17 protein-coding genes and 1 pseudogene are annotated in these 19,744 nt (G+C 74.9%); 8 read left to right on the top strand and 10 right to left on the bottom strand.

The genetic code is table 11. The features are described 5' to 3' along the window. Positions 1–302, bottom strand: a pseudogene (locus ACFW1I_RS26730) (hypothetical protein); the annotation flags it as partial. Between the two features lie 106 nt (positions 303–408). Between ACFW1I_RS26730 and ACFW1I_RS26735 the strand changes: the two are divergent. Continuing rightward, entirely contained in the window at positions 409–1,611 is a 1,203-nt protein-coding gene (locus ACFW1I_RS26735) for an amino acid deaminase/aldolase (protein WP_384674602.1), read from the top strand. Between the two features lie 3 nt (positions 1,612–1,614). Here the strand turns inward: ACFW1I_RS26735 and ACFW1I_RS26740 are convergent, their stop codons facing one another. From ACFW1I_RS26740 to ACFW1I_RS26750, 3 genes are read right to left on the bottom strand one after another with little or no spacing between them, the layout of a single operon-like run. Further along, the gene (locus tag ACFW1I_RS26740; RefSeq protein ID WP_384674604.1) at positions 1,615–2,400 is read right to left on the bottom strand and encodes a 3-oxoacyl-ACP reductase; all 786 of its coding nucleotides are present in this window, start codon (positions 2,398–2,400) and stop codon (positions 1,615–1,617) included. Positions 2,401–2,402: 2 nt separating this feature from the next. Further along, positions 2,403–3,767: an aldehyde dehydrogenase family protein gene (locus ACFW1I_RS26745; RefSeq protein WP_384674606.1), complete on the bottom strand. Its 1,365-nt coding sequence runs from the start codon at positions 3,765–3,767 to the stop codon at positions 2,403–2,405. Positions 3,768–3,780: 13 nt separating this feature from the next. Beyond that, on the bottom strand, positions 3,781–5,145 hold the full coding sequence (locus tag ACFW1I_RS26750) for a glutamine synthetase family protein (protein WP_384674608.1): 1,365 nt from the start codon (positions 5,143–5,145) through the stop codon (positions 3,781–3,783). Between the two features lie 94 nt (positions 5,146–5,239). Between ACFW1I_RS26750 and ACFW1I_RS26755 the strand changes: the two genes are divergently transcribed. Together ACFW1I_RS26755 and ACFW1I_RS26760 are read left to right on the top strand one after the other, a co-directional pair. Then, on the top strand, positions 5,240–5,974 hold the full coding sequence (locus ACFW1I_RS26755) for a FadR/GntR family transcriptional regulator (RefSeq protein ID WP_384674652.1): 735 nt from the start codon (positions 5,240–5,242) through the stop codon (positions 5,972–5,974). Positions 5,975–6,053: 79 nt separating this feature from the next. Beyond that, positions 6,054–6,755: a gamma-glutamyl-gamma-aminobutyrate hydrolase family protein gene (locus ACFW1I_RS26760; protein WP_384674610.1), complete on the top strand. Its 702-nt coding sequence runs from the start codon at positions 6,054–6,056 to the stop codon at positions 6,753–6,755. Between the two features lie 61 nt (positions 6,756–6,816). On the opposite strand, the gene ACFW1I_RS26765 is transcribed toward ACFW1I_RS26760, so the two are convergent. After that, entirely contained in the window at positions 6,817–8,262 is a 1,446-nt protein-coding gene (locus ACFW1I_RS26765; protein WP_384674612.1) for a purine-cytosine permease family protein, read from the bottom strand. Between the two features lie 67 nt (positions 8,263–8,329). Here ACFW1I_RS26765 and ACFW1I_RS26770 point away from each other — a divergent pair, with 67 nt between their 5' ends. Both ACFW1I_RS26770 and ACFW1I_RS26775 read left to right on the top strand, forming a co-directional pair. Further along, positions 8,330–9,049, top strand: coding sequence for a TetR/AcrR family transcriptional regulator (locus ACFW1I_RS26770; protein WP_384674614.1), 720 nt, complete (start codon positions 8,330–8,332; stop codon positions 9,047–9,049). Positions 9,050–9,129: 80 nt separating this feature from the next. After that, positions 9,130–10,761, top strand: a complete 1,632-nt coding sequence (locus ACFW1I_RS26775; RefSeq protein WP_384674616.1) for an amidohydrolase — start codon at positions 9,130–9,132, stop codon at positions 10,759–10,761. Positions 10,762–10,779: 18 nt separating this feature from the next. Here ACFW1I_RS26775 and ACFW1I_RS26780 read toward each other — a convergent pair whose 3' ends face one another. Beyond that, a complete protein-coding gene (locus tag ACFW1I_RS26780; RefSeq protein ID WP_384674618.1) occupies positions 10,780–11,841 on the bottom strand; it encodes a LysR family transcriptional regulator in 1,062 nt (353 codons plus the stop codon). 70 nt (positions 11,842–11,911) lie between these two features. Here ACFW1I_RS26780 and ACFW1I_RS26785 point away from each other — a divergent pair, with 70 nt between their 5' ends. Next, on the top strand, positions 11,912–13,072 hold the full coding sequence (locus ACFW1I_RS26785) for a TDT family transporter (protein ID WP_384674619.1): 1,161 nt from the start codon (positions 11,912–11,914) through the stop codon (positions 13,070–13,072). Here the strand turns inward: ACFW1I_RS26785 and ACFW1I_RS26790 are convergent. The 4 genes from ACFW1I_RS26790 to ACFW1I_RS26805 all read right to left on the bottom strand — a co-directional run bounded on the left by ACFW1I_RS26790 (position 12,999) and on the right by ACFW1I_RS26805 (position 17,342). After that, the gene (locus ACFW1I_RS26790) at positions 12,999–13,742 is read right to left on the bottom strand and encodes a helical backbone metal receptor (protein WP_384674621.1); all 744 of its coding nucleotides are present in this window, start codon (positions 13,740–13,742) and stop codon (positions 12,999–13,001) included. The two genes, ACFW1I_RS26785 and ACFW1I_RS26790, sit on opposite strands and share 74 nt — an antisense overlap. Beyond that, complete coding sequence (locus ACFW1I_RS26795; protein WP_384674623.1) at positions 13,739–14,290, bottom strand: helix-turn-helix domain-containing protein; 552 nt, start codon at positions 14,288–14,290, stop codon at positions 13,739–13,741. The genes ACFW1I_RS26790 and ACFW1I_RS26795 overlap by 4 nt, the downstream gene beginning before the upstream one ends. Before the next feature lie 201 nt (positions 14,291–14,491). Further along, positions 14,492–16,300: an ABC transporter permease/substrate binding protein gene (locus ACFW1I_RS26800; RefSeq protein ID WP_384674625.1), complete on the bottom strand. Its 1,809-nt coding sequence runs from the start codon at positions 16,298–16,300 to the stop codon at positions 14,492–14,494. Beyond that, positions 16,293–17,342: a glycine betaine/L-proline ABC transporter ATP-binding protein gene (locus ACFW1I_RS26805; protein ID WP_384674627.1), complete on the bottom strand. Its 1,050-nt coding sequence runs from the start codon at positions 17,340–17,342 to the stop codon at positions 16,293–16,295. The genes ACFW1I_RS26800 and ACFW1I_RS26805 overlap by 8 nt, the downstream gene beginning before the upstream one ends. 262 nt (positions 17,343–17,604) lie before the next feature. Between ACFW1I_RS26805 and ACFW1I_RS26810 the strand changes: the two genes are divergently transcribed. Next, positions 17,605–18,525, top strand: a complete 921-nt coding sequence (locus ACFW1I_RS26810) for a 5'-3' exonuclease H3TH domain-containing protein (protein ID WP_384674654.1) — start codon at positions 17,605–17,607, stop codon at positions 18,523–18,525. Between the two features lie 240 nt (positions 18,526–18,765). Continuing rightward, positions 18,766–19,614 (top strand): siderophore-interacting protein, encoded by an 849-nt coding sequence (locus tag ACFW1I_RS26815; RefSeq protein WP_384674628.1) that lies wholly within the window; start codon positions 18,766–18,768, stop codon positions 19,612–19,614. The last annotated feature ends 130 nt before the right edge of the window (positions 19,615–19,744 follow it).

Genomic DNA, 19,744 nt, shown 5'->3' on the forward strand with positions numbered 1-19,744 from the left:
GCCGCAGGGCGCGGCGGGGTGGCGGCCGGGGGCTGCGGGGCGGGCGCGGGGCGGGCCGGGGGCAGGGGGGCCGCGGTGGGCGCGGGGCGCGGGGGCGTGCGCGGCTCCGGGGGGCGCGGAGTCGTACCGGTCGCGGGGGGCGGGGTGAGGTCGGTGGTGAGGGCGGAGAGGCCGCTCGTGGGGGGCCGGGGGGTGTCGGCGGGGGGCTTCTCGGGGGCCTGCTTCCGCGGTTCGGCGGGGGTGGCGGGAGGCGGGAGGGTCTCGGTGACGCGGGACGCGCGGGGGTTCTGCTCGCTGGTCATCCCGCCCCCTGCTCCTGCCGACAATGCCCGTCACTCTACGGGCTGTTCCCCGCCGCGCGGGAACCCAGGGGTACCCACCCCCCTGACGGTCTGGCAAGCTCGGGCCATGACTCCCCGTGCCGCCGACCGCGCCCGGTACGACCGGGCCACCGCCGCCCTCGACGCGCCGCTGGCGCTCGTCGATCTGGAGGCGTTCGACGCGAACGCGGACGATCTGGTGCGGCGGGCGGGCGGGAAGCCGGTCCGGGTGGCCAGCAAGTCGGTGCGGTGCCGGGCGCTCCTGGAGCGGGTGCTGGCGCGGGAGGGCTTCGCCGGGGTCATGACGTTCACGCTCGCCGAGTCGCTGTGGCTGGCGCGGGCCGGGTTCGAGGACGTCCTGCTCGCCTATCCGTCGGCCGACCGGGCCGGCTTCGCCGAGCTCGCCCGGGATCCGAAGCTCGCCGCCGCCGTGACCGTGATGGTCGACGACGTGGCGCAGCTCGATCTGGTGGACGCGGCCCGGGCGGGCGGCGCGGAGGAGATCCGGGTCTGTCTGGAGATGGACACCTCGCTGCGGCTGCTGGGCGGCCGGGTGCGGATCGGGGCGCGACGCTCGCCGCTGCGGACCCCCGCGCAGCTGGCCGAGCTGGCCCGTTCGGTGGTCCGGCGGCCGGGCTTCCGGCTGGTGGGCCTGATGGCGTACGAGGGGCACGTGGCGGGTGTCGGGGACGCGGTGACCGGCCGGCCGCTGCGGTCGCGGGCGGTGCGGGCGATGCAGGCGGTGGCTCGCCGGGAGCTGGCCGAGCGGCGGGCGGCGGTGGTCGGGGCCGTACGGGCGGTGGCGCCGGACCTGGAGTTCGTGAACGGCGGCGGCACCGGCAGCGTGCAGCACACGGCGGCCGAGGCGGCGGTCACCGAGATCGCCGCCGGGTCGGGGCTGTACGTGCCGAGGCTCTTCGACGACTACTCGTCCTTCAGCGGCCGGCCGGCGGCGCTCTTCGCGCAGCCCGTGGTGCGGCGGCCGGGCGTCGGGGTCGTGACCGTGCTCGGCGGCGGCTATCCGGCGTCCGGCGCGGCCGGACGGGACCGGCTGCCCGTCCCGTACCTGCCGGAGGGGCTGCGGTACGACCCGCAGGAGGGTCCCGGCGAGGTGCAGACCCCGCTGCTGGGCGGGCCGGCCGACGACCTGCGGATCGGCGACAAGGTGTGGTTCCGGCACGCGAAGGCCGGTGAGCTGTGCGAGCGGTTCGAGGTGCTGCACCTGGTGGAGGGGGACCGCGTGGTGGACACGGTCCCCACCTACCGGGGCGAGGGCCGGACGTTCCTGTAGGGCCTACAGCGGGGTGACGTAGGCGCCCGAGATGCCGCCGTCGACGAGGAAGTCGGAGGCGTTGACGAACGAGGAGTCGTCGCTGGCGAGGAAGGCGACGGCGGCCGCGATCTCGTCCGCCTCGGCGAACCGGCCCACCGGGATGTGGACGAGCCGACGGGCGGCCCGCTCCGGGTCCTTGGCGAACAGCTCCTGGAGGAGCGGGGTGTTGACCGGGCCGGGGCAGAGCGCGTTGACCCGGATGCCCTCGCGGGCGAACTGGACGCCGAGCTCGCGGGACATGGCGAGGACGCCGCCCTTGGAGGCGGTGTACGAGATCTGGCTGGTCGCCGCGCCCATGATCGCCACGAACGAGGCGGTGTTGATGATGGAGCCCTTCCCCTGGCGCCGCATGTACGGCAGGGCGGCCTTGCAGCAGAGGTAGACGGAGGTGAGGTTGACGTCCTGGACCCGCTTCCACGCCTCAAGGCCGGTCTCCAGGATGGAGTCGTCGTCGGGCGGGGAGATGCCGGCGTTGTTGAAGGCGACGTCGACGGAGCCGTAGGTCTCGAAGGCGACCCTGAACAGGTTCTCGACCTCCTCCGGGTCGGTGACGTCGACCTGGACGAAGGTGCCGCCGACGGCCTCGGCGGCGGCCTTGCCGGCCCGCTCGTCGATGTCGCCGCAGACGACGTTCGCCCCTTCGGAGGCGAGGCGGCGGGCGGTGGCGAGGCCGATGCCGCTGCCGGCGCCGGTGATGACGGCGGTGCGGCCGACGAGCCGGCGGCAGATGATCTCTTCGTGGGGCATGGTCAGCCTTCCGTGCTGATGAAGACGTTCTTGGTCTCGGTGAAGGCGGTCAGGGCGTCGGGGCCGAGCTCCCGGCCGAGCCCGGACTGGCGGAAGCCGCCGAACGGGGTCCAGTAGCGGACGCTGGAGTGGGAGTTGACGGACAGGTTGCCGGCCCGGACGGCGCGGGAGGCGCGCAGGGCGCGGCCGACGTCCCGGGTCCAGATCGAGCCCGAGAGGCCGTACGGGGTGGCGTTGGCGAGCCGGATCGCGTCGGCCTCGTCCTCGAAGGGGAGGACGACGGCGACGGGTCCGAAGATCTCCTCGACGGCGCAGGGCGCGTCCTCGGGGACGCCGGTGAGGACGGTCGGCGGGAACCAGAAGCCGGGTCCCTCGGGCGCCTTGCCGCGGATGGCCTCGGCGTCCTCGGGGACGTAGGAGCGGACCCGGTCGAGCTGGGCGCGGGAGATCAGCGGCCCCATCTGGGTGCGCTCGTCGAGCGGGTCGCCGACGACGGTCTCCTCGATGGCGGGGGCGAGGAGTTCCAGGAAGCGGTCGTACGCGCCGCGCTGCACGAGGATCCGGGTGCGGGCGCAGCAGTCCTGGCCGCTGTTGTCGAGGAAGGCCATGGGGGCGGCGGCGGCGGCCGCCTCGATGTCCGCGTCGGCGAAGACGATGTTGGGGCTCTTGCCGCCGAGTTCGAGGGTGAGCCGCTTCACCAGGGGAGCGCTCCTGGCCATGATCGCCTTGCCGACCCGGGTGGAGCCGGTGAAGACGATCTTGGCGACGCCGGGGTGGGTGACGAGGGCGTCGCCGGCGACGGGTCCCTCGCCGGGGAGGACCTGGAAGAGGTGCTCGGGGAGTCCGGCCTCCAGGGCGAGTTCGGCAAGGCGCAGCGCGGTGAGCGGGGTGGTCTCGGCCGGTTTGAGGATCACCGCGTTGCCGGCGGCGAGGGCGGGTGCGGTGGCCCAGGCGGCGATCGGCATGGGGAAGTTCCAGGGCGCGATGACGCCGATCACGCCGAGGGGTTCGAGGAGGGTGACGTCGAGGCCGCCGGGGACCGGGATCTGGCGGCCGTTCAGCCGCTCGACGCCGCCGGCCGCGTAGTCGAGGAGGTCGCGGACGTTCCCGGCCTCCCAGCGGGCGTTGCCGATCGTGTGGCCGGCCTCGCGGACCTCCAGGAGGGCGAGTTCCTCGGTGTGGGCGTCGACGACGGCGGCGAAGCGGCGGAGCAGCCGGGCGCGGTCGGCGGGGGCGGCGGCGGCCCACGCCGTCTGCGCGGCGGCGGCCCGGGTGACGGCGGCGTCGACGTCGGCGGGTCCGGCGGCGGGGACGGTGGCGACGGGTTCCTCCGTCGCCGGGTTCAGTACCTGGAGTGCGGTGGGCAAGGGCTCGGTCCTCTCAGAGGCGTTCGAAGGAGCGGCGCAGTTCCCAGTCCGTGACGGCCGCGTCGAAGGCGGCGAGTTCGACCCGGGCCATGTTCGCGTAGTGGGCGACGACCTCGGCGCCGAACGCCTCCTTGGCGATCTCGCTGGTCTCCCAGAGTTCGGCGGCCTCACGCAGGGTGGTGGGGACGTGGGCGTGGTCGGCGGCGTAGGCGTTCCCGGCGCAGGGCGGCGGGAGTTCGAGGCCCCGCTCGATGCCGTGGAGGCCGGCGGCGATCATCGCGGCGACGGCGAGGTAGGGGTTGACGTCGCCGCCGGGGACCCGGTTCTCGAAGCGGGTGGAGGGGCCGTGGCCGACGATCCGGAAGGCGCAGGTGCGGTTGTCGTGGCCCCAGGCGACGGCGGTGGGGGCGAAGGAGCCGGGCTGGAAGCGCTTGTAGGAGTTGATGTTGGGGGCGAGGAGGAGGGAGAGGTCGCGGAGGCCGGCGAGCTGCCCGGCGAGGAAGTGCCGCATGACCGGGGACATGCCGTGCGGGTCGTCGCCCGCCATGACGTTGGTGCCGGCCGCGTCCTGGAGGGAGAGGTGGATGTGGCAGGAGTTGCCCTCGCGCTCGTTGTACTTGGCCATGAAGGTGAGCGAGACGCCCTCCTGGGAGGCGATCTCCTTGGCGCCGGTCTTGTAGACGGCGTGCTGGTCGCAGGTGACCAGGGCCTCGTCGTAGCGGAAGGCGATCTCGTGCTGGCCGGGGTTGCACTCGCCCTTGGCGGACTCGACGGTGAGGCCGGCGGCGGCCATCTCGTTGCGGATGCGGCGCAGGAGGGGTTCGACGCGGCCGGTGCCGAGGACGGAGTAGTCGATGTTGTACTGGTTGGCCGGTGTGAGGTCCCGGTAGCCGGCGTCCCACGCCTGCTCGTAGGTGTCCCGGAAGACGATGAACTCCAGCTCGGTGCCGACGTGGGCGGTGAGGCCGAGGGCGGCGAGCCGGTCCAGCTGGCGGCGGAGGATCTGGCGGGGCGCGGCGACGACGGGCGATCCGTCGGCCCAGGTCAGGTCGGCGGTGACCAGGGCGGTGGCCTCGTTCCAGGGGACGCGGCGGAGGGTGGCGAGGTCGGGGCGCATGGCGAAGTCGCCGTAGCCGCGGTCCCAGGAGGACATCGCGTAGCCGTCGACGGTGTTCATCTCGGTGTCGACGGCGAGGAGGTAGTTGCAGCCCTCGGTGCCGTGGGCGAGGACCTCGTCGAGGAAGAAGGGGGCGGCGAACCGCTTCCCCTGGAGCCGGCCCTGCATGTCCGGGAAGGCCAGGACGACGGTGTCGATCTCGCCGCCCGCCACCAGGGAGCGCAGTTCCTCGACGGTGAGCGGGGGTGTGCGGTCTGCCACGGGACGACTCTCCTCGTTCGGCCTGCCGGGAGTCATAAGGTATGGGGTGAGACCATTGCTTGGGAAGTATCAGGGGAAGGGGCGACGCGAAGTGATCCGTACGAGTGAACCGGCCGGCCCGGCCGACCGGCTGGCACCGGTGCTGCGCCCGGTCCGGGCCGGCAACGGCTTCGAGGAGGCCCTGGAGCAGATCCTCCAGGTGGTGCGCCTGGGCCTGGTGCCGGACGGCGAACGGCTGCCCGCCGAGCGGGAGCTGGCCGAGCGGATGGGGATCAGCCGGGTCACGCTCCGCGAGGTCCTGAAGGTGCTCCAGGAGCAGGGCCTGGTGGAGAGCCGGCGCGGCCGGTACGGCGGGACGTTCGTGCTGCCGCGCGCCCAGGACCCCGGCGAGGCGGAGCTGCGCCGCCGGATCGCCGCCGTCGACATGGAGGACGCGCTGCGCTTCCGGGAGGTCCTGGAGGCGGGCGCGGCCGGGCTGTGCGCGGCGCACGGCCTGGACGCGGCGGGCGGCGAGCGGCTGCGGGCGGCGCTGGCGGCCACCCATGACGCGCCGCTGGCCGACTACCGCCGCCAGGACACGCTGCTCCACCTCACGCTGGCCGAGCTCTCCGGCTCCCCCAGCCTGACGGCCCAGTACGCGGCGGTCCGCGCGACCGTCAACGACCTGCTGGACTGCATCCCGCTCCTGGTGCGCAATCTGGAGCACTCCCAGCACCAGCACACGGCCCTGGTGGAGGCGGTCCTGGAGGGGGACGCGGACGCGGCGCGCGAGGTGGCGCGGGAGCACTGCGCGGGGACGGCGGCGCTGCTGCGCGGCTTCCTGGCGTGAAAGGTATGTCCGTGGCCCATTGAGCCGCGCGGCGGCCTAGAGTCGGCGGCATGTTCCGCACCTACCAGGAGGCAGCCCCGTGACCGAGCCGCTCATCGGTGTGACGACCTATCTCGACCGGGCGCGCTGGCGGGCCTGGGACATGCCGGCGGCGCTGCTGCCCGCGCAGTACCCGCGCCATGTGCGGGACGGGGGCGGTCTGGTGGTGCTGCTGCCGCCGGACGAGCCGGCCGCGGCGGCCGCGGTGCTGGCCCGGCTGGACGGTCTGGTGGTGGCGGGCGGGGCGGACGTGGAGCCCGTGCGGTACGGGGCCGAGCCCGATCCGCGGACCGGGCCTCCGGCGCGGGAGCGGGACTCCTGGGAGCTGGCGCTGATCGACGCGGCGCTCGCCTCCGGCACCCCGGTGCTCGGCATCTGCCGGGGGATGCAGCTGCTCAACGTGGCGCTGGGCGGGACGCTGACGCAGCACCTGGACGGGCACGTGGAGGCGGAGGGGGTGATGGGGCGGCACCCGGTGAAGCCGGTGCCGGGGACGCTGTACGCCTCCCTGGTCCCGGAGCTGACCGACGTGCCGACCTATCACCATCAGGCGGTGGACCGGCTGGGCGCGGGCCTGACGCCCTCGGCGTACGCGGAGGACGGCACGGTGGAGGCGGTGGAGCTGGCGGAGCCGGCCTGGGCCCTCGGGGTGCAGTGGCATCCGGAGATGGGCGAGGACCCGAGGGTGGTGCGGGGGCTCGTCCGGGCGGCGGCCGCGCGGAGGGCGGCCGTGCGGGGCTGAGCGGGGTGCGCGGGGCGGCCGGGGTGGGCGGTCCGGCCGCCCCGCGGTTCGGGGGCCGCGGTCAGGCGGCGGGGGTGGTGGCCGCGACCCCGCGCCGGCCGAGGACCAGGTAGAGGACGGTGGCGACGGCCATGCCGACGGGCAGCGAGAGGTCCATGCCGACGGCGGCGGCGACCGGCCCCGTGTAGATGCTGTCGACGCACAGGGCGCCGGCCGCGACCCCGCCGAACAGGGCGGTGGCGCCGGCCGCGTTGACGCCGCCGGTGTACCAGAAGGGGCTGCCGGGGGTCTCGTCGGCGAGGGCGGCCACGTCGTAGCGGTTGCGGCGGAGCAGGATGTCGGTGGCGTAGACGCACATCATCGGTCCGGTGAGGACGGTGATCACCTGGAGGGCGTTGCTGACGGTGTCCAGGAAGTCGGAGACCAGCAGCCCGTAGAGGGTGAGGGCGACGGCGACGGCCCCGTCGAAGAGGACGCTGACGGTGCGGCGGATCCGCAGGCCCACGGCCTGCAGGGCGAGGCCGGCGCTGTACGCGGTGAGGGCGTTGATGGCGATGGTGCCGAGGACCAGGGCCAGCAGGAAGACCGGCGTGAACCAGCCCGGCAGGATCCCCTGGAGCGCCGTCTGGGGGTCCGTCATGTCGACGGCGGTGGCGGCGAAGGCGCCCAGCGAACAGACCACGACGCTCGGCACGAACGCGCCGAGCGCGGTCCACAGCGCGATGGCGCGCGGGGAGCTGTCCCGGGGCAGGTAGCGGGAGAAGTCGGCGCTCGTGGTGTACGAGAGCGGGCCCGAGGCGATCATCGTGGTGCCCGCGATCAGCACCGCCCACAGGGCGACGCCGGAGAGCCGCTCGGCGGGGGCGTACGAGAAGTCGGCGTGCCGGACGACGGCGAGGGCGACGACGGCGAACGCCCCGCTCAGGGCCAGCGTGATGGGCAGGTAGAGCCTGATGATCAGCGCGTGCCCGTAGACGCTGATCGCCAGGGTGAGGGCGGCGATGACCACGATCACGGCGACCCGCACCGGGGTGTTCACCGGTATGCCGGTCTTCGCGACGAGCGCGAAGGCGGCGGTCGCGGCGGCGGCCAGGTTGAGCGCGAAGTAGCAGACGGAGACCAGCCAGCCGCCGACGGCGTTGTTCACGCGGTTGCCGAGGACGCCGTAGAGCGTGCGGGTGACGACCTCGCTGGGCGCGCCCGCGGCCGGACCCGAGGTGGCGAGCACGCCGGTGAGGACCCAGAAGAGGTTGCCGACGACGATGACGCCGATCGCCTGCCACAGGGTGAGGCCCATCAGGACCAGTGTGCCGCCGATGACGAGGCTCAGGTAGTTGACGTTCGCCGCGGCCCAGACGGAGAACAGCTCGCGGGGGTGTCCGTGGCGCTCGCCGTCCGGGATGTGGTCGATGCCGTGGGCCTCGACGCGGCCGGGCCGGTCGCCCGCCGGCAGGGGTGCCGACGCGCGCTCTGTCCCGGGGCGCGGGTCGGGGATCGTGGAAGCCATGCGGCCCTCCGGTGCGTGATTGCCCACCTGGTTGCTTATTGGTCGCACACTCAATAGCATCGCCGGTATGTCGTCAAGCGTTCAGCGCAAGCGAATCCGGAAATCACCCGAGGCCCGTCGGGCGGAGATCGTGGCGACCGCCGCGCGCATCGCCCTGACCGAAGGGCTGGAGTGCGTCACGCTGCGGCGCGTCGCCGAGGAGCTCGCCGTCCGGCCCGGACTGATCAGCCACTACTTCCCCTCGGCCGAGGACCTGGTGGCCGAGGCGTTCGCCGTCGCGGCCCTCGGCGAGCTCGACGCGCTGCTGCCGGCCGAGCGCCCGGACGGCACCCCCGCCCAGTACCTGGCCCGCTACTTCGCCCTGTCGTCCGGCGACGCCTACGACGACATCAGCCGCCTGTGGATCAACGCCCGCCACCTGAGCCGCTACCGGCCCGTCCTGCGGGACCGGGTCACGCGGATGGAACTGGCCTCCGACGACCGCCTGGAGGAGCTGATCCGCGACGGCGTCGACCGCGGCGAGTTCCGCACGGACGACCCCCGGTCCGCCGCCATCCAGATCCTCGTCGTCCTCGACGGCCTGGGCGCCCACGCCAACTCGGACCGCACCGACCGGCCCGCGGCCGTGACCCGCCTCGCCGTCAGCACCGCCGAACGGGCCCTCGCCCTCCCCCACGGCACCCTCGACGCCCCCGGCGCCACCGGCACCCTGCCGCTCGCGTTCTCCCCCGCCGACGCGGCCGCAGCGGCGGTGACGACGGCGGCGGTCGCGACGGCCGAGGCCTGACGGCGGCGGACGCCCGTACGCGACCCGGCGCGCCCCGCGCCCGCTCCCCCTCCCGTACCACCACCGCAAGGAGCACCACCGTGTCCACCCGACTCGTCCTGCACTCCGCCCGTCTGCTCGACCCCGGCACCGGGGCCTTCCTTTCGGCCAGCGCGCTCGCCGTGGGCGAGGACGGGCGGATCGCCGCGCTCGGCGACGACCGCGAGGTACGGGAACTCGCCGGGCCCGCCACGCCCGTCGTCGACCTGAAGGGCGCCGTCGTCACCCCCGGCCTCGTCGACGGGCACGTCCACCCCGTCACCGGCGCCGAACTGACCGGCGGCCTCGACCTCTCCGGCTGCACCGATCTCGCCGACGTCCGGGAGGCGCTGGCGCGCGAGGCGCGCCGCCTGCGCCGCGGCGACTGGCTCTTCGCCTGGGGGCTCGACCCGAACGTCTTCGGCGACCGCCCGGTCGGCATCGCCCCCTTCGACACCGTCCTGCACGGGGTGCCCGCCTTCCTGCTGCTCTTCGACGCGCACTCCGCGCTCGCCTCCCGCCGCGCCCTCGAACTCGCCGGCGTCGACGGCCCGCGCACCTTCGCCCAGGCCTCCGCCGAGATCGTCTGCGACGCCGACGGGCGCCCCACCGGACTGCTCCAGGAGGACGCCGCCTGCGAACTGGTCGAGCGCGTCGCCCCGCGGCCGACCCACGCCGAACGCCTGGAGGGACTGGCCGCGGCCCTGGACGGGATGGCGGCGGCCGGCCTGACCGGCGGACACGTCATGGACGCCAACGGCACCAGCCTCGACCTCTTCGCCGAACTGGACGCCGCCGGCCGGCTGCCGCTGCGGCTCCGGGTGGCGCCCTGGTGCCAGCCCGGCACCGACGCCCACGGCGTCCAGGAGCTGATCGCCCTCCAGGGACGCGGCGGCGCGCTGTGGCAGGTCGCCGGCGTGAAGCTCTTCATGGACGGCACCATCGACAACGGCACCGCGTGGCTGGAGCGACCCGACTGCCACGGCGAGTCCACCCACGCCTTCTGGCCCGACCCGGAGGCGTACACGGAGATCATCGGCGCGCTCCACCGCGCCGGGGTGCCGACCGCGACCCACGCCATCGGCGACGCCGCCGTCCGGCACGTCCTCGACGCCGTCGAGAAGGCACGGGCGACCGGCGGCGACCCGGCGGTACGGCACCGGGTCGAGCACATCGAGACGGTCCCGGACGACACCCTTGGCCGCTTCGCGGAGCTGGGCGTCATCGCCTCCATGCAGCCCACCCACTGCTGCGACTTCACCCGCGCCGACCACACCGACAACTGGTCCCGCCGGCTCGGCGAGGAGCGCGCCGGGCGCGCCTGGCGCTGCCGGGACCTGGTGGACTCGGGGGCGACCGTGGTGCTGGGCTCGGACTGGCCGATCGCGCCGTTCCCGCCGCTGGGCGTGCTGGCCGGCGCCGTGCACCGCCGCCCGACCCGGGACCTGACCCAGCCGCCGCACGGCCCCGAGCAGGCGCTGACCCCGCTGGAGGCGCTGCGCGGCCTCACCACGGGCCCCGCCCACGCGGCGGGCGAGGAGCGGTTCGCCGGCCGGCTCGCCCTCGGCCACCGCGCCGACCTCACGGTGCTGGCCGCCGACCCGCTCACCACGCCGGCCGCCGAACTCCCCGACGTCCCGGTCCTCCTGACGGCGGTCGACGGCCGCGTCACCCACCGGGCGCCGCAGCTCTGACCGGCCCCCGGCCCGGCCTCAGCCGCCCGGCCGCGCCCGCGTCAGGGCGAGGAGGTCGCGGGCCGGGCCGGTGGGCCGGTGACCGGTGGGCCAGACCGCCCGCAGATCGCGGCTGAGCCGGGCACCGGCGACCGGCACGGCGACCAGCCGGCGGGAGGACAGCTCCTCGGCGATCGCCAGCTCGCTGAGCACCGCCGGACCCGCGCCGCTGACCGCCGCCGCCTTCACGGCGGTGGTGGAGGCCAGTTCGAGCAGCGGGCGGGCCAGCCCGCCGTGCCCGGCGAGGGCCGCGTCGAGGACCTGCCGGGTGCCCGAGCCGCGCTCCCGCAGCACCAGCGGGGTCGCGGCCAGCTCGGCCGGGTCGATCGGGGCGCGGCGGCGCGCCCACGGATGCGCGGGCGCGGTCACCACCGCGAGCCGGTCGTGGGCGACGACGGTCCCGTCGAGCCCGTCCGGGACGGCCAGCCCCTCGACGAACCCGAGGTCCGCCTCGCCCGCCAGCAGCCGCTCCGCGACCATCGCCGAGTTCCCCGCCTGGAGCGACACCGCCGTGTCCGGCCGCCCGGCGCGCAGCGCGATCAGCCAGCCCGGCAGCAGGTACTCGGCGATCGTCATGGACGCGACCACCCGCAGCCGCGAGTCCCGGCGCCCCCGCAGCGCCTGCACCCCCGCGTCGAACGCCTCGGCGGACTCCACGATCCGCCGCGCCCAGTCGGTCACCAGCGCACCCGCGTCGGTGAGCCGCGAGCCGCGCGGCGAGCGGTCCACGAGCGCCACACCGAGCTGCCGCTCCATCGAGCGGATGCGGCTGCTGGCCGCCGGCTGCGTGATGCCGACCTCACGGGCCGCGGCACCGAGACTGCCGTGCCGGGCGACGGCCAGGAGCAGTTCGAGGGCGCCGAGGTCGGGGACCCGGTGCGAGAGGTGCGCCGTCGCCGGCTCCCACACCTCGGGTCCCGCCCCCGCACCGCCCCCCGCGGCCGCGAGGGCCGCCGCGGCCGTCCTCCTCCCGGCGCCCCCTCCCGCGCCCGTGCCCGTGCCCCGCTCCGCCCCCGCGCCGCCGTCCCGCTCCCTGCTCATAAAGCCAGCTTATGACGTCATAGCCCCATGATCCCTGGTGGGGGCCGTGACCAGCGGCGACGGTGGAGTCATGGCAAGCCTCGCACCCTCCCGCCCCCTCCTCGGCGCCACCACCCCCGGCGCCCGGGCGACCCGTTCGGTCCGTCACCTCGGACCCAACTGGTACGCCTCCGTGATGGGCACCTCCGTCGTCGGCACCGCGGGCGCCGCGCTCCCCGTCACCGTGCCCGGTCTCCGTACCGTCTGCACCGCCGTCTGGGCGCTCTCCCTCGCGATGCTGCTGACCCTGCTCACCGCCCGGGCCGCGCACTGGCACCGCCACCGCGACCAGGCCCGCGCCCATCTCCTCGACCCGGCCGTGGCCCCCTTCTACGGCTGTCTGTCGATGGCGCTGCTCGCCGTCGGCGGCGGCACCCTGACCCTCGGCCGGGACTGGATCGGCCTCCCCGCCGCCGTCGCCGTCGACACCGTCCTGTTCACCGCCGGCACCGCGGTCGGCCTGGCCGCCGCGGTCACCGTGCCGTACCTGATGGTGGTCCGGCACCGGATCGAACAGGCGTCGCCGGTCTGGCTGCTGCCCGTCGTCGCCCCCATGGTCTCCGCCGCGCTCGGCCCCCTGCTCCTCCCCCACCTGCCCGAGGGACAGCCCCGGCAGACCCTCCTCCTCGCCTGCTACGCGATGTTCGGCATCAGCCTGCTCGCCACCCTGGTGATGCTGCCGCTGGTCTTCGGCCGGCTCGTCCTCGACGGCCCCCTGCCCCTCGCGCTCACCCCGACGCTCTTCCTCGTCCTGGGCCCCCTCGGCCAGTCGACCACCGCCGCCAACGCCTTCGCCGACGCCGCCGCCGGCGTCCTCCCCGACCCCTACGCGCACGGCTTCGCCGCCTTCGCCGTCCTCTACGGCGTCCCCGTCATGGGCTTCGCGATGCTGTGGCTGGCGCTGGCCGGGGCGATGGTGGTGCGGGCCCGGCGCGCCGGCATGGGCTTCGCGATGACCTGGTGGGCCTTCACCTTCCCCGTCGGCACCTGCGTCACCGGCGCCGAGGGGCTCGCCCGCCACACCGGCCTGGACGCCTTCCGCTGGCTCGCGATCGCCCTGTACGCGTTCCTCGCCGCGGCCTGGCTGGTGGCCGGCGTCCACACCGTGCGCGGCCTGCTCAGCGGAGCGCTGCTCGCAGCTCCCGCGCCAGCACCCGCGGTGCCCGCGCCAGCGACGGCCCGTACCAGGTGAGCATCCGCCCGTCGACGAGCGCGGCCGCGGTCCCGGGGAACGCCTCGGGGCCGTCGTCCGCGGTGAAGCGGTACGGCTCGTCCGGGAGGACCACCAGCTCCGGGCGGGCCCCGGTCAGCTCGCCGAGCGGCACCTTCGGATAGCGCTCGGGGTGGTCCGCGTACAGGTTGCGGACCCCGAGGCGGGCGAGGAGGTCGCCGGCGAAGGTGTCCCGGCCGAGCACCATCCACGGCCGCCGCCAGATCGGCACGACGGCGGTGACCCCGTCCGCCACCGGCTCCACGGCGGCCCACGCCTCCTCCGCCTCCGCCAGCCAGCGCGGCCGGCGGGGCGCGCCGCAGGCGGCGAGGACGTCGCCGAGGGCGGTCAGGCCCTCGTCGAGGGTGCGGATCTCGGTGACCAGCACCTCGGCGCCGCCGTCCCGCAGGGCGTCCAGGTCGGCCGCCCGGTTCTCCTCCTCGTTGGCGAGGACGAGGTCGGGGCGGAGCGCCAGCACCGCGGGCACGTCGGGGTTCTTGGTGCCGCTGATCCGGGCGACGTCGAGCCCGGCGGGGTGGCTGCACCAGTCGGTGGCGCCGACGAGCAGGCCGGGCGCGGTGACGGCGACGGCCTCGGTGAGCGAGGGCACCAGGGAGACGACCCGCGGTGTCCGCCCTCGGAGCTGCGTCACTCCTCCTCGACCTCGACGTGGTCGGCGACCGCGACGACCAGGAGGCGGGTGCCCGGCTCGGTGGCGCGCCAGCGGTGCCGCACGCCGCCGGAGAGGTACAGGGAGTCGCCGCGGCCCAGCCGGTGGGCGCGGCCCTCGGCCTCGATCTCGGCGGCGCCGTCGGCGACGTACAGCAACTCGTCGTTGCGGTGCTGGAACTCGCGGCCCGCGTCCTGCTCGCCGGTGAACTCCAGGGCCTGCAGCTGGTGCCGGCCGCGCACCAGGCGCCGCACCCCGTCCGGCATGGCGGAGCCGCCCTCGTCGGCCCGGACGACGTCGACCGTGCGGGCGGCCTCGGCGACGGCGAGGAGCTCCGCGGCGGTGGTCTGCAGGGCCTCGGCGACCAGCTCCAGGGAGCGGCGGCTGGGGCGGGCGCGCTCGTTCTCGATCTGGCTGAGGAAGGGCACGGAGAGGCCGCTGCGGGCCGCGACCACGGCCAGGGTGAGCTGGAGGGCCCGGCGGCGCCTCTTGACGGCCGCGCCCACGCGAGGTGCTTCCTTCTCGTCCATGGCCACTCCCTCCCTCTGCCGGCTGCCTCGTCGCGTACCGACCGGTTACCTGCACCTTACGCAGCTTTGGGCCGGGGTTTCGCGTCGTGACGGAAAGGGCCGGCGAAAGGGCGGCCGCCGGTCACGTCCGGCGACCGCCCCGGTCCGGCGGGTGAGGTCCGCGTCACCGCGGGGCGAGTCGCTCCGCGAGCCCGGGTGGGATCACTGCGGGGCGAGTCGCTCCGCGAGCCCCGGCTGGGCGTCCAGCCACGTCCGGACAGCCTCCTGCTCCTTGCCCTTGCCGGTCCGCTGGATCTGCGCCTCCAGGCCGGTGAGCTGCTCCTCCGTGAGCCTGAAGTCCTTCAGCCAGGCACCCACCTCGGGGTTGTCCGCGCCGAAGCCCTTCCGGGCCAGGGTGTGCACGCCGTCGCCCTTGCCCCAGACGCCCTTCGGGTCGGCGAGCTTCGTCAGGTCGTGGGCGGAGTAGGCCCAGTGCGGGGACCAGAGCGTGACGACGACCGGCTCCTTCCGCTCGTAGGCGCGCTTCAGCTCGGCGAGCATGCCGGGCGTGGAGCCGTCCACGACCTCGTACTCGCCCTCCAGGCCGTACTCCTTCAGCACCTTGTCCTTGAGGATGCCCATCATCCCGGCGCTGGGCTCGATGCCGACGATGCGGCCCTTGAAGCGGTCGCCCTTGCCCTTCAGGTCGGCGAGGGACCTCACGTCCTTCACGTACGAGGGGACGGACAGCTCCAGGGAGGTCGGGCCGTACCAGGAGCCGAGGTCCTCCAGCTTGTTCCCGTACTTCTCCAGGTACTGGGCGTGGGTGACGGGCAGCCAGGCGTCGGTCTGGAAGTCGAGCTGCCCGCCGGCCAGGCCGGTGTAGAGCGCGCCGGCCTCCAGCTGCCTGGTCTCGACCTCGTAGCCGCGGCGCTCCAGGAGTTCCTTCCACAGGTAGGTGGAGGCGATGCCCTCGTCCCACGGGATGTAGCCGATGCTGATCTTCTTGCCGTGGCCGGCGCCCGCGCCGGACGCCGTCGTCGAGGTGGCGCCGGAGCCGCCGAGGAAGCCGGAGCCGCCCGCGACGAGCGCGAGGACGACGATGCCGACGAGCGCGGTGACGGGCTGCGGGCGGTGCGCCCACAGCTGGGCGGTGCGGCGGCGGGCGGTGGCGGCGCGGGCCTTGGCGAGCGCGCGGCGGCCGAGCGGGGAGACCTGGCGGCCCAGGGCGCCGGTCATCCGGTCGAGGTACATGGCGAGGACGACGATGGAGACGCCGGCCTCGAAACCGAGGCCGATGTCGACGTTGCCGATGGCCCGGTAGACGGCGCCGCCGAGTCCGCCGCCGCCGACCATGCCGGCGATGACGACCATGGACAGGCCCAGCATGATGACCTGGTTGACGCCGGCCATGATCGTCGGGACGGCGAGCGGCAGCTGGACGCGGAGCAGGGTGTCGCGCGGGGTGGTGCCGAACGCCTCGGCGGCCTCGACGAGTTCGGCGTCGACCTGGCGGATGCCGAGCTCGGTCATCCGGACGCCGGGCGGCAGCGCGAAGACGATGGTGGCGATGATGCCGGGGACGACGCCGACGCCGAAGAAGATGATGCCGGGGATCAGGTAGACCATCGCCGGCATGGTCTGCATGAAGTCGAGGACCGGCCGCAGCACCGTGCTGACCGTCTTCGAGCGGGCCGCCCAGATGCCGAGCGGGACGGCGATCACCAGGGTGACGAGGGTGGCGACGAGGACCAGCGACAGCGTCGCCATCGCCTCGTCCCACAGCTGGACGGAGTCGACCAGCACCAGGCCCGCGAAGGAGAGCAGACCGGCGGCGAGACCGCGCAGCCACCAGGCGACGACGGCGAGGATGCCGGCGAGCAGCAGCGGCTGCGGCGCCGACAGGACGGCGTCGATGCCGTCGTAGAGACCGGTGATGCCGCCGCTGACCGCGTCGAACAGCCAGGAGAGCCGCGCCTGGAGCCAGTCGACGGAGCTGTCGACCCAGGAGCCGAGGGGAAGCCTAGGCATGGAGGGTCACCTCCTCGGCCGTCAGCCCGCCCATCACGGCGAGAAGCTTTTCCTTGTGTACGACTCCGAGGGCGGGACCGCCGTCCTCCTGGACGGTCACCGGGTGCGGGCCCGCGGCGGCGAGCGCGCACAGGTCGGCGAGGAGCGTGTCGGGGCCCGCGACCGGGGCGTCCGGGTCGACGGGCCCCTCGGGGGCGGTCATGACGGCGGAGGCGGTGAGCACCCGGGAGCGGTCGACGTCCTGGATGAAGGAGGCCACGTAGTCGTCGGCGGGCCGGACGAGGATGTCCTCGGCGGTCCCCAGCTGCACGATCCGGCCGCCGCGCATGACGGCGATGCGGTCGCCGAGGCGCATGGCCTCGTTGAGGTCGTGGGTGATGAAGACGATGGTCTTCTTCAGCTTCTTCTGGAGCACGAGGAGCTGGTCCTGCATGTCGCGGCGGATCAGCGGGTCGAGGGCGCTGAAGGACTCGTCCATGAGGAGCAGGTCGGCGTCGGTGGCGAGCGCCCGGGCCAGGCCCACGCGCTGCTGCATGCCGCCGGAGAGCTCGTCGGGCCAGGACTTCTCCCAGCCGGCCAGGCCGCACAGCTCCAGCGCCTCGGCGGCGCGCTTCTCGCGCTCGGCGCGCGGGACGCCCTGGACCTCCAGGCCGTAGCCGGCGTTCTCCAGGACGGTGCGGTGCGGGAAGAGCGCGAAGTGCTGGAAGACCATGCTGACGCGGCGGGAACGGACCTCGCGCAGCGCGCGGGGGGTGAGCGCGGTGAGGTCGTCGCCGTCGTAGAGGACGCGGCCCGCGCTCGGTTCGAGCAGGCCGTTGAGCATGCGCAGGAGGGTGGACTTGCCGGATCCGGAGAGGCCCATGACCACGAAGATCTGACCGGGTTCGACCACGAAGGACGCGTCGACGACGGCGGCGGTGACGCCGTCCTCGCGGAGCGCGTCGCGGTCGGCGCCGGCGGCGAGGGCGCGGACGGCCTCGGACTCGTCGGCGGGGCGTCTGGCGAACACCTTGAACAGGTGGTCGGCCTGGAGCCTGGACACATTCACCTCACGGGTAGCAGGGAAGAACGGCCCGCCACCCCCGCGCACGTGCCGTGGAGCGCGGCGGGATCTGCCCGCACCACCCGTCGCGTACGGGGCCCACTGCTCAGGGCCCCTTACCGGGTCCGCTCCGGGCACGCGCCTGCCCCGGGCCCTCGGGGGCAAACGCGAAGGTGACGGGGGTCACGGGGGCGGCGTGTGCGGCCGGCTCCGCCCGGCTGTCGGTGGGGTGCGGCATGATCGGGGTGTGACGCGACGCCTGATGCTCCTGGACACCGCCAGCCTCTACTTCCGCGCGTACTTCGGCGTGCCGGACTCGGTCCGGGCTCCGGACGGGACGCCGGTGAACGCCGTGCGCGGGCTGCTCGACTTCATCGGCCGGCTGGTGCAGGACCACCGGCCGGACGAGCTCGTGGCCTGCTGGGACGACGACTGGCGGCCGCAGTGGCGGGTGGACCTGATCCCCTCGTACAAGGCGCACCGGGTGGCCGTGGAGACGGAGGCCGGACCCGACGAGGAGGAGATCCCGGACACCCTGTCCCCGCAGGTCCCGGTGATCGAGTCGGTCCTCGCGGCGCTCGGCATCGCCCGGATCGGCGCCGCCGGGTACGAGGCGGACGACGTGATCGGCACCCTGTCGGAGCGGGCGAAGGGCCCGGTGGACATCGTCACCGGCGACCGGGACCTCTTCCAGCTCGTCGACGACGAGCGGGCGGTCCGGGTGCTGTACCCGCGCAAGGGCGTCGGCGACTGCGACCTGGTCGACTCCGAGCTGATCCGCACGAAGTACGGCGTGCGGCCCGACCAGTACGCCGACTTCGCCGCCCTCCGCGGCGACGCCAGCGACGGCCTGCCCGGCGTGAAGGGCATCGGCGAGAAGACCGCCGCCCAGCTGATCTCCGAGTACGGCGACCTGGCGGGCGTACGGGCGGCCGCCGAGGACCGCACCTCGAAGCTGACCCCGGCCAAGCGGCGCGGGATCGTCGAGGCGGCGGCCTATCTGGACGTGGCACCGACGGTGGTCCGGGTGGCCCGGGACGTGCCGCTGCCGGAGTTCGACCCGACGCTGCCGGCCGCCCCCCGCGACCCGGCGGCCCTGGAGGAGCTGGCGGCGCGCTGGAACCTCGGCGGGGCGCTCGGCCGGCTGCTGCCGGTCCTGGCGGGCGGTCGCCCGGGGGCCTGACGCACCCCTCACCGGCGCGCGACGCGCCGGTTCCGGCGGCCCTCACGTGCGGGCGTACCGGTCCTGACGTGCGGGTGTACCGGCACTCACGTGCGGGCCTACCGGTCCTGACGTGCGGGCCTACCGGTCCTCACGTGCGGGCGTCCCGGGACGTGAGCGACCGCGGAGTGCTAGCTTAGGCATACCTAAGTCTCAGGTGTGCCCCTTCGGCACGCCCCCAGGCAGTCAGGAGAGTCCGCCGTGGCAGAGCAGCCGGCCCGCAAGGCCCCCAGGGCCACCGAGGCGCACGTCGTGCGCACCGAGCGGCTCACCCCGCACATGGTGCGGGTCGTCCTCGGCGGACCCGGCCTCGACGGCTTCGACGTCGGCACGTACACCGACCACTACGTGAAGCTGCTCTTCGCCCCCGAGGGCGTCAGCTACCCGGAGCCGTTCGACATGGAGCGGATCCGGGCCGAGCGCCCCCGCGAGGAGTGGCCCACCACCCGCACGTACACGGTGCGCGCCTGGGATCCGGTCCACCGCGAGCTGACCCTGGACTTCGTCGTCCACGGCGACGAGGGCCTGGCCGGCCCCTGGGCGGCGCGCGCCCAGGCGGGCGAGACGGTGCGGTTGCTCGGTCCCGGCGGCGGCTACGCCCCGGACCCGGCGGCCGACTGGCACCTGCTCGTCGGCGACGAGAGCGCGCTGCCGGCGATCGCGGTGGCGCTGGAGCGGCTGCCCGCGGGCGCGCGGGTGCACGCCTTCGTGGAGATCGAGGACGCCGCCGACGAGCAGAAGTTCGCCACCGAGGCGGGCATCGAGGTGACCTGGCTGCACCGCGCCGGCCGCCCGGCCGGCGAGGCGCTCGTCGAGGCCGTGCGGACGCTGGACTTCCCGGCGGGCGACGTGCACGCCTTCGTCCACGGCGAGGCCGGTTTCGTGAAGGAGCTCCGCCGCCATCTGCGCATGGAGCGGCGGGTGGAGCGCGAGCGGCTGTCCATCTCGGGCTACTGGCGCCTGGGCAAGACGGACGAGGCGTGGCGCGCGATCAAGCGCGAGTGGAACGAGCAGGTGGAGCGGGAGCAGGAGCCCCCGCAGGCCGCCTGACGCACCCCGGGGGGAGGGGGGGGGGGGGGGCGGTGGCCGCGTGGGGGCCCCGGGGGGCGGTGTCCACGGACGGGACCCCGTTCGGGGGGGCGGCCTGGGCGGCCCCCGCGATCCGCGCCTGGTACTTGCC

Source organism: Streptomyces sp. NPDC058955, assembly GCF_042741435.1.
GTDB lineage: Bacteria > Actinomycetota > Actinomycetes > Streptomycetales > Streptomycetaceae > Streptomyces.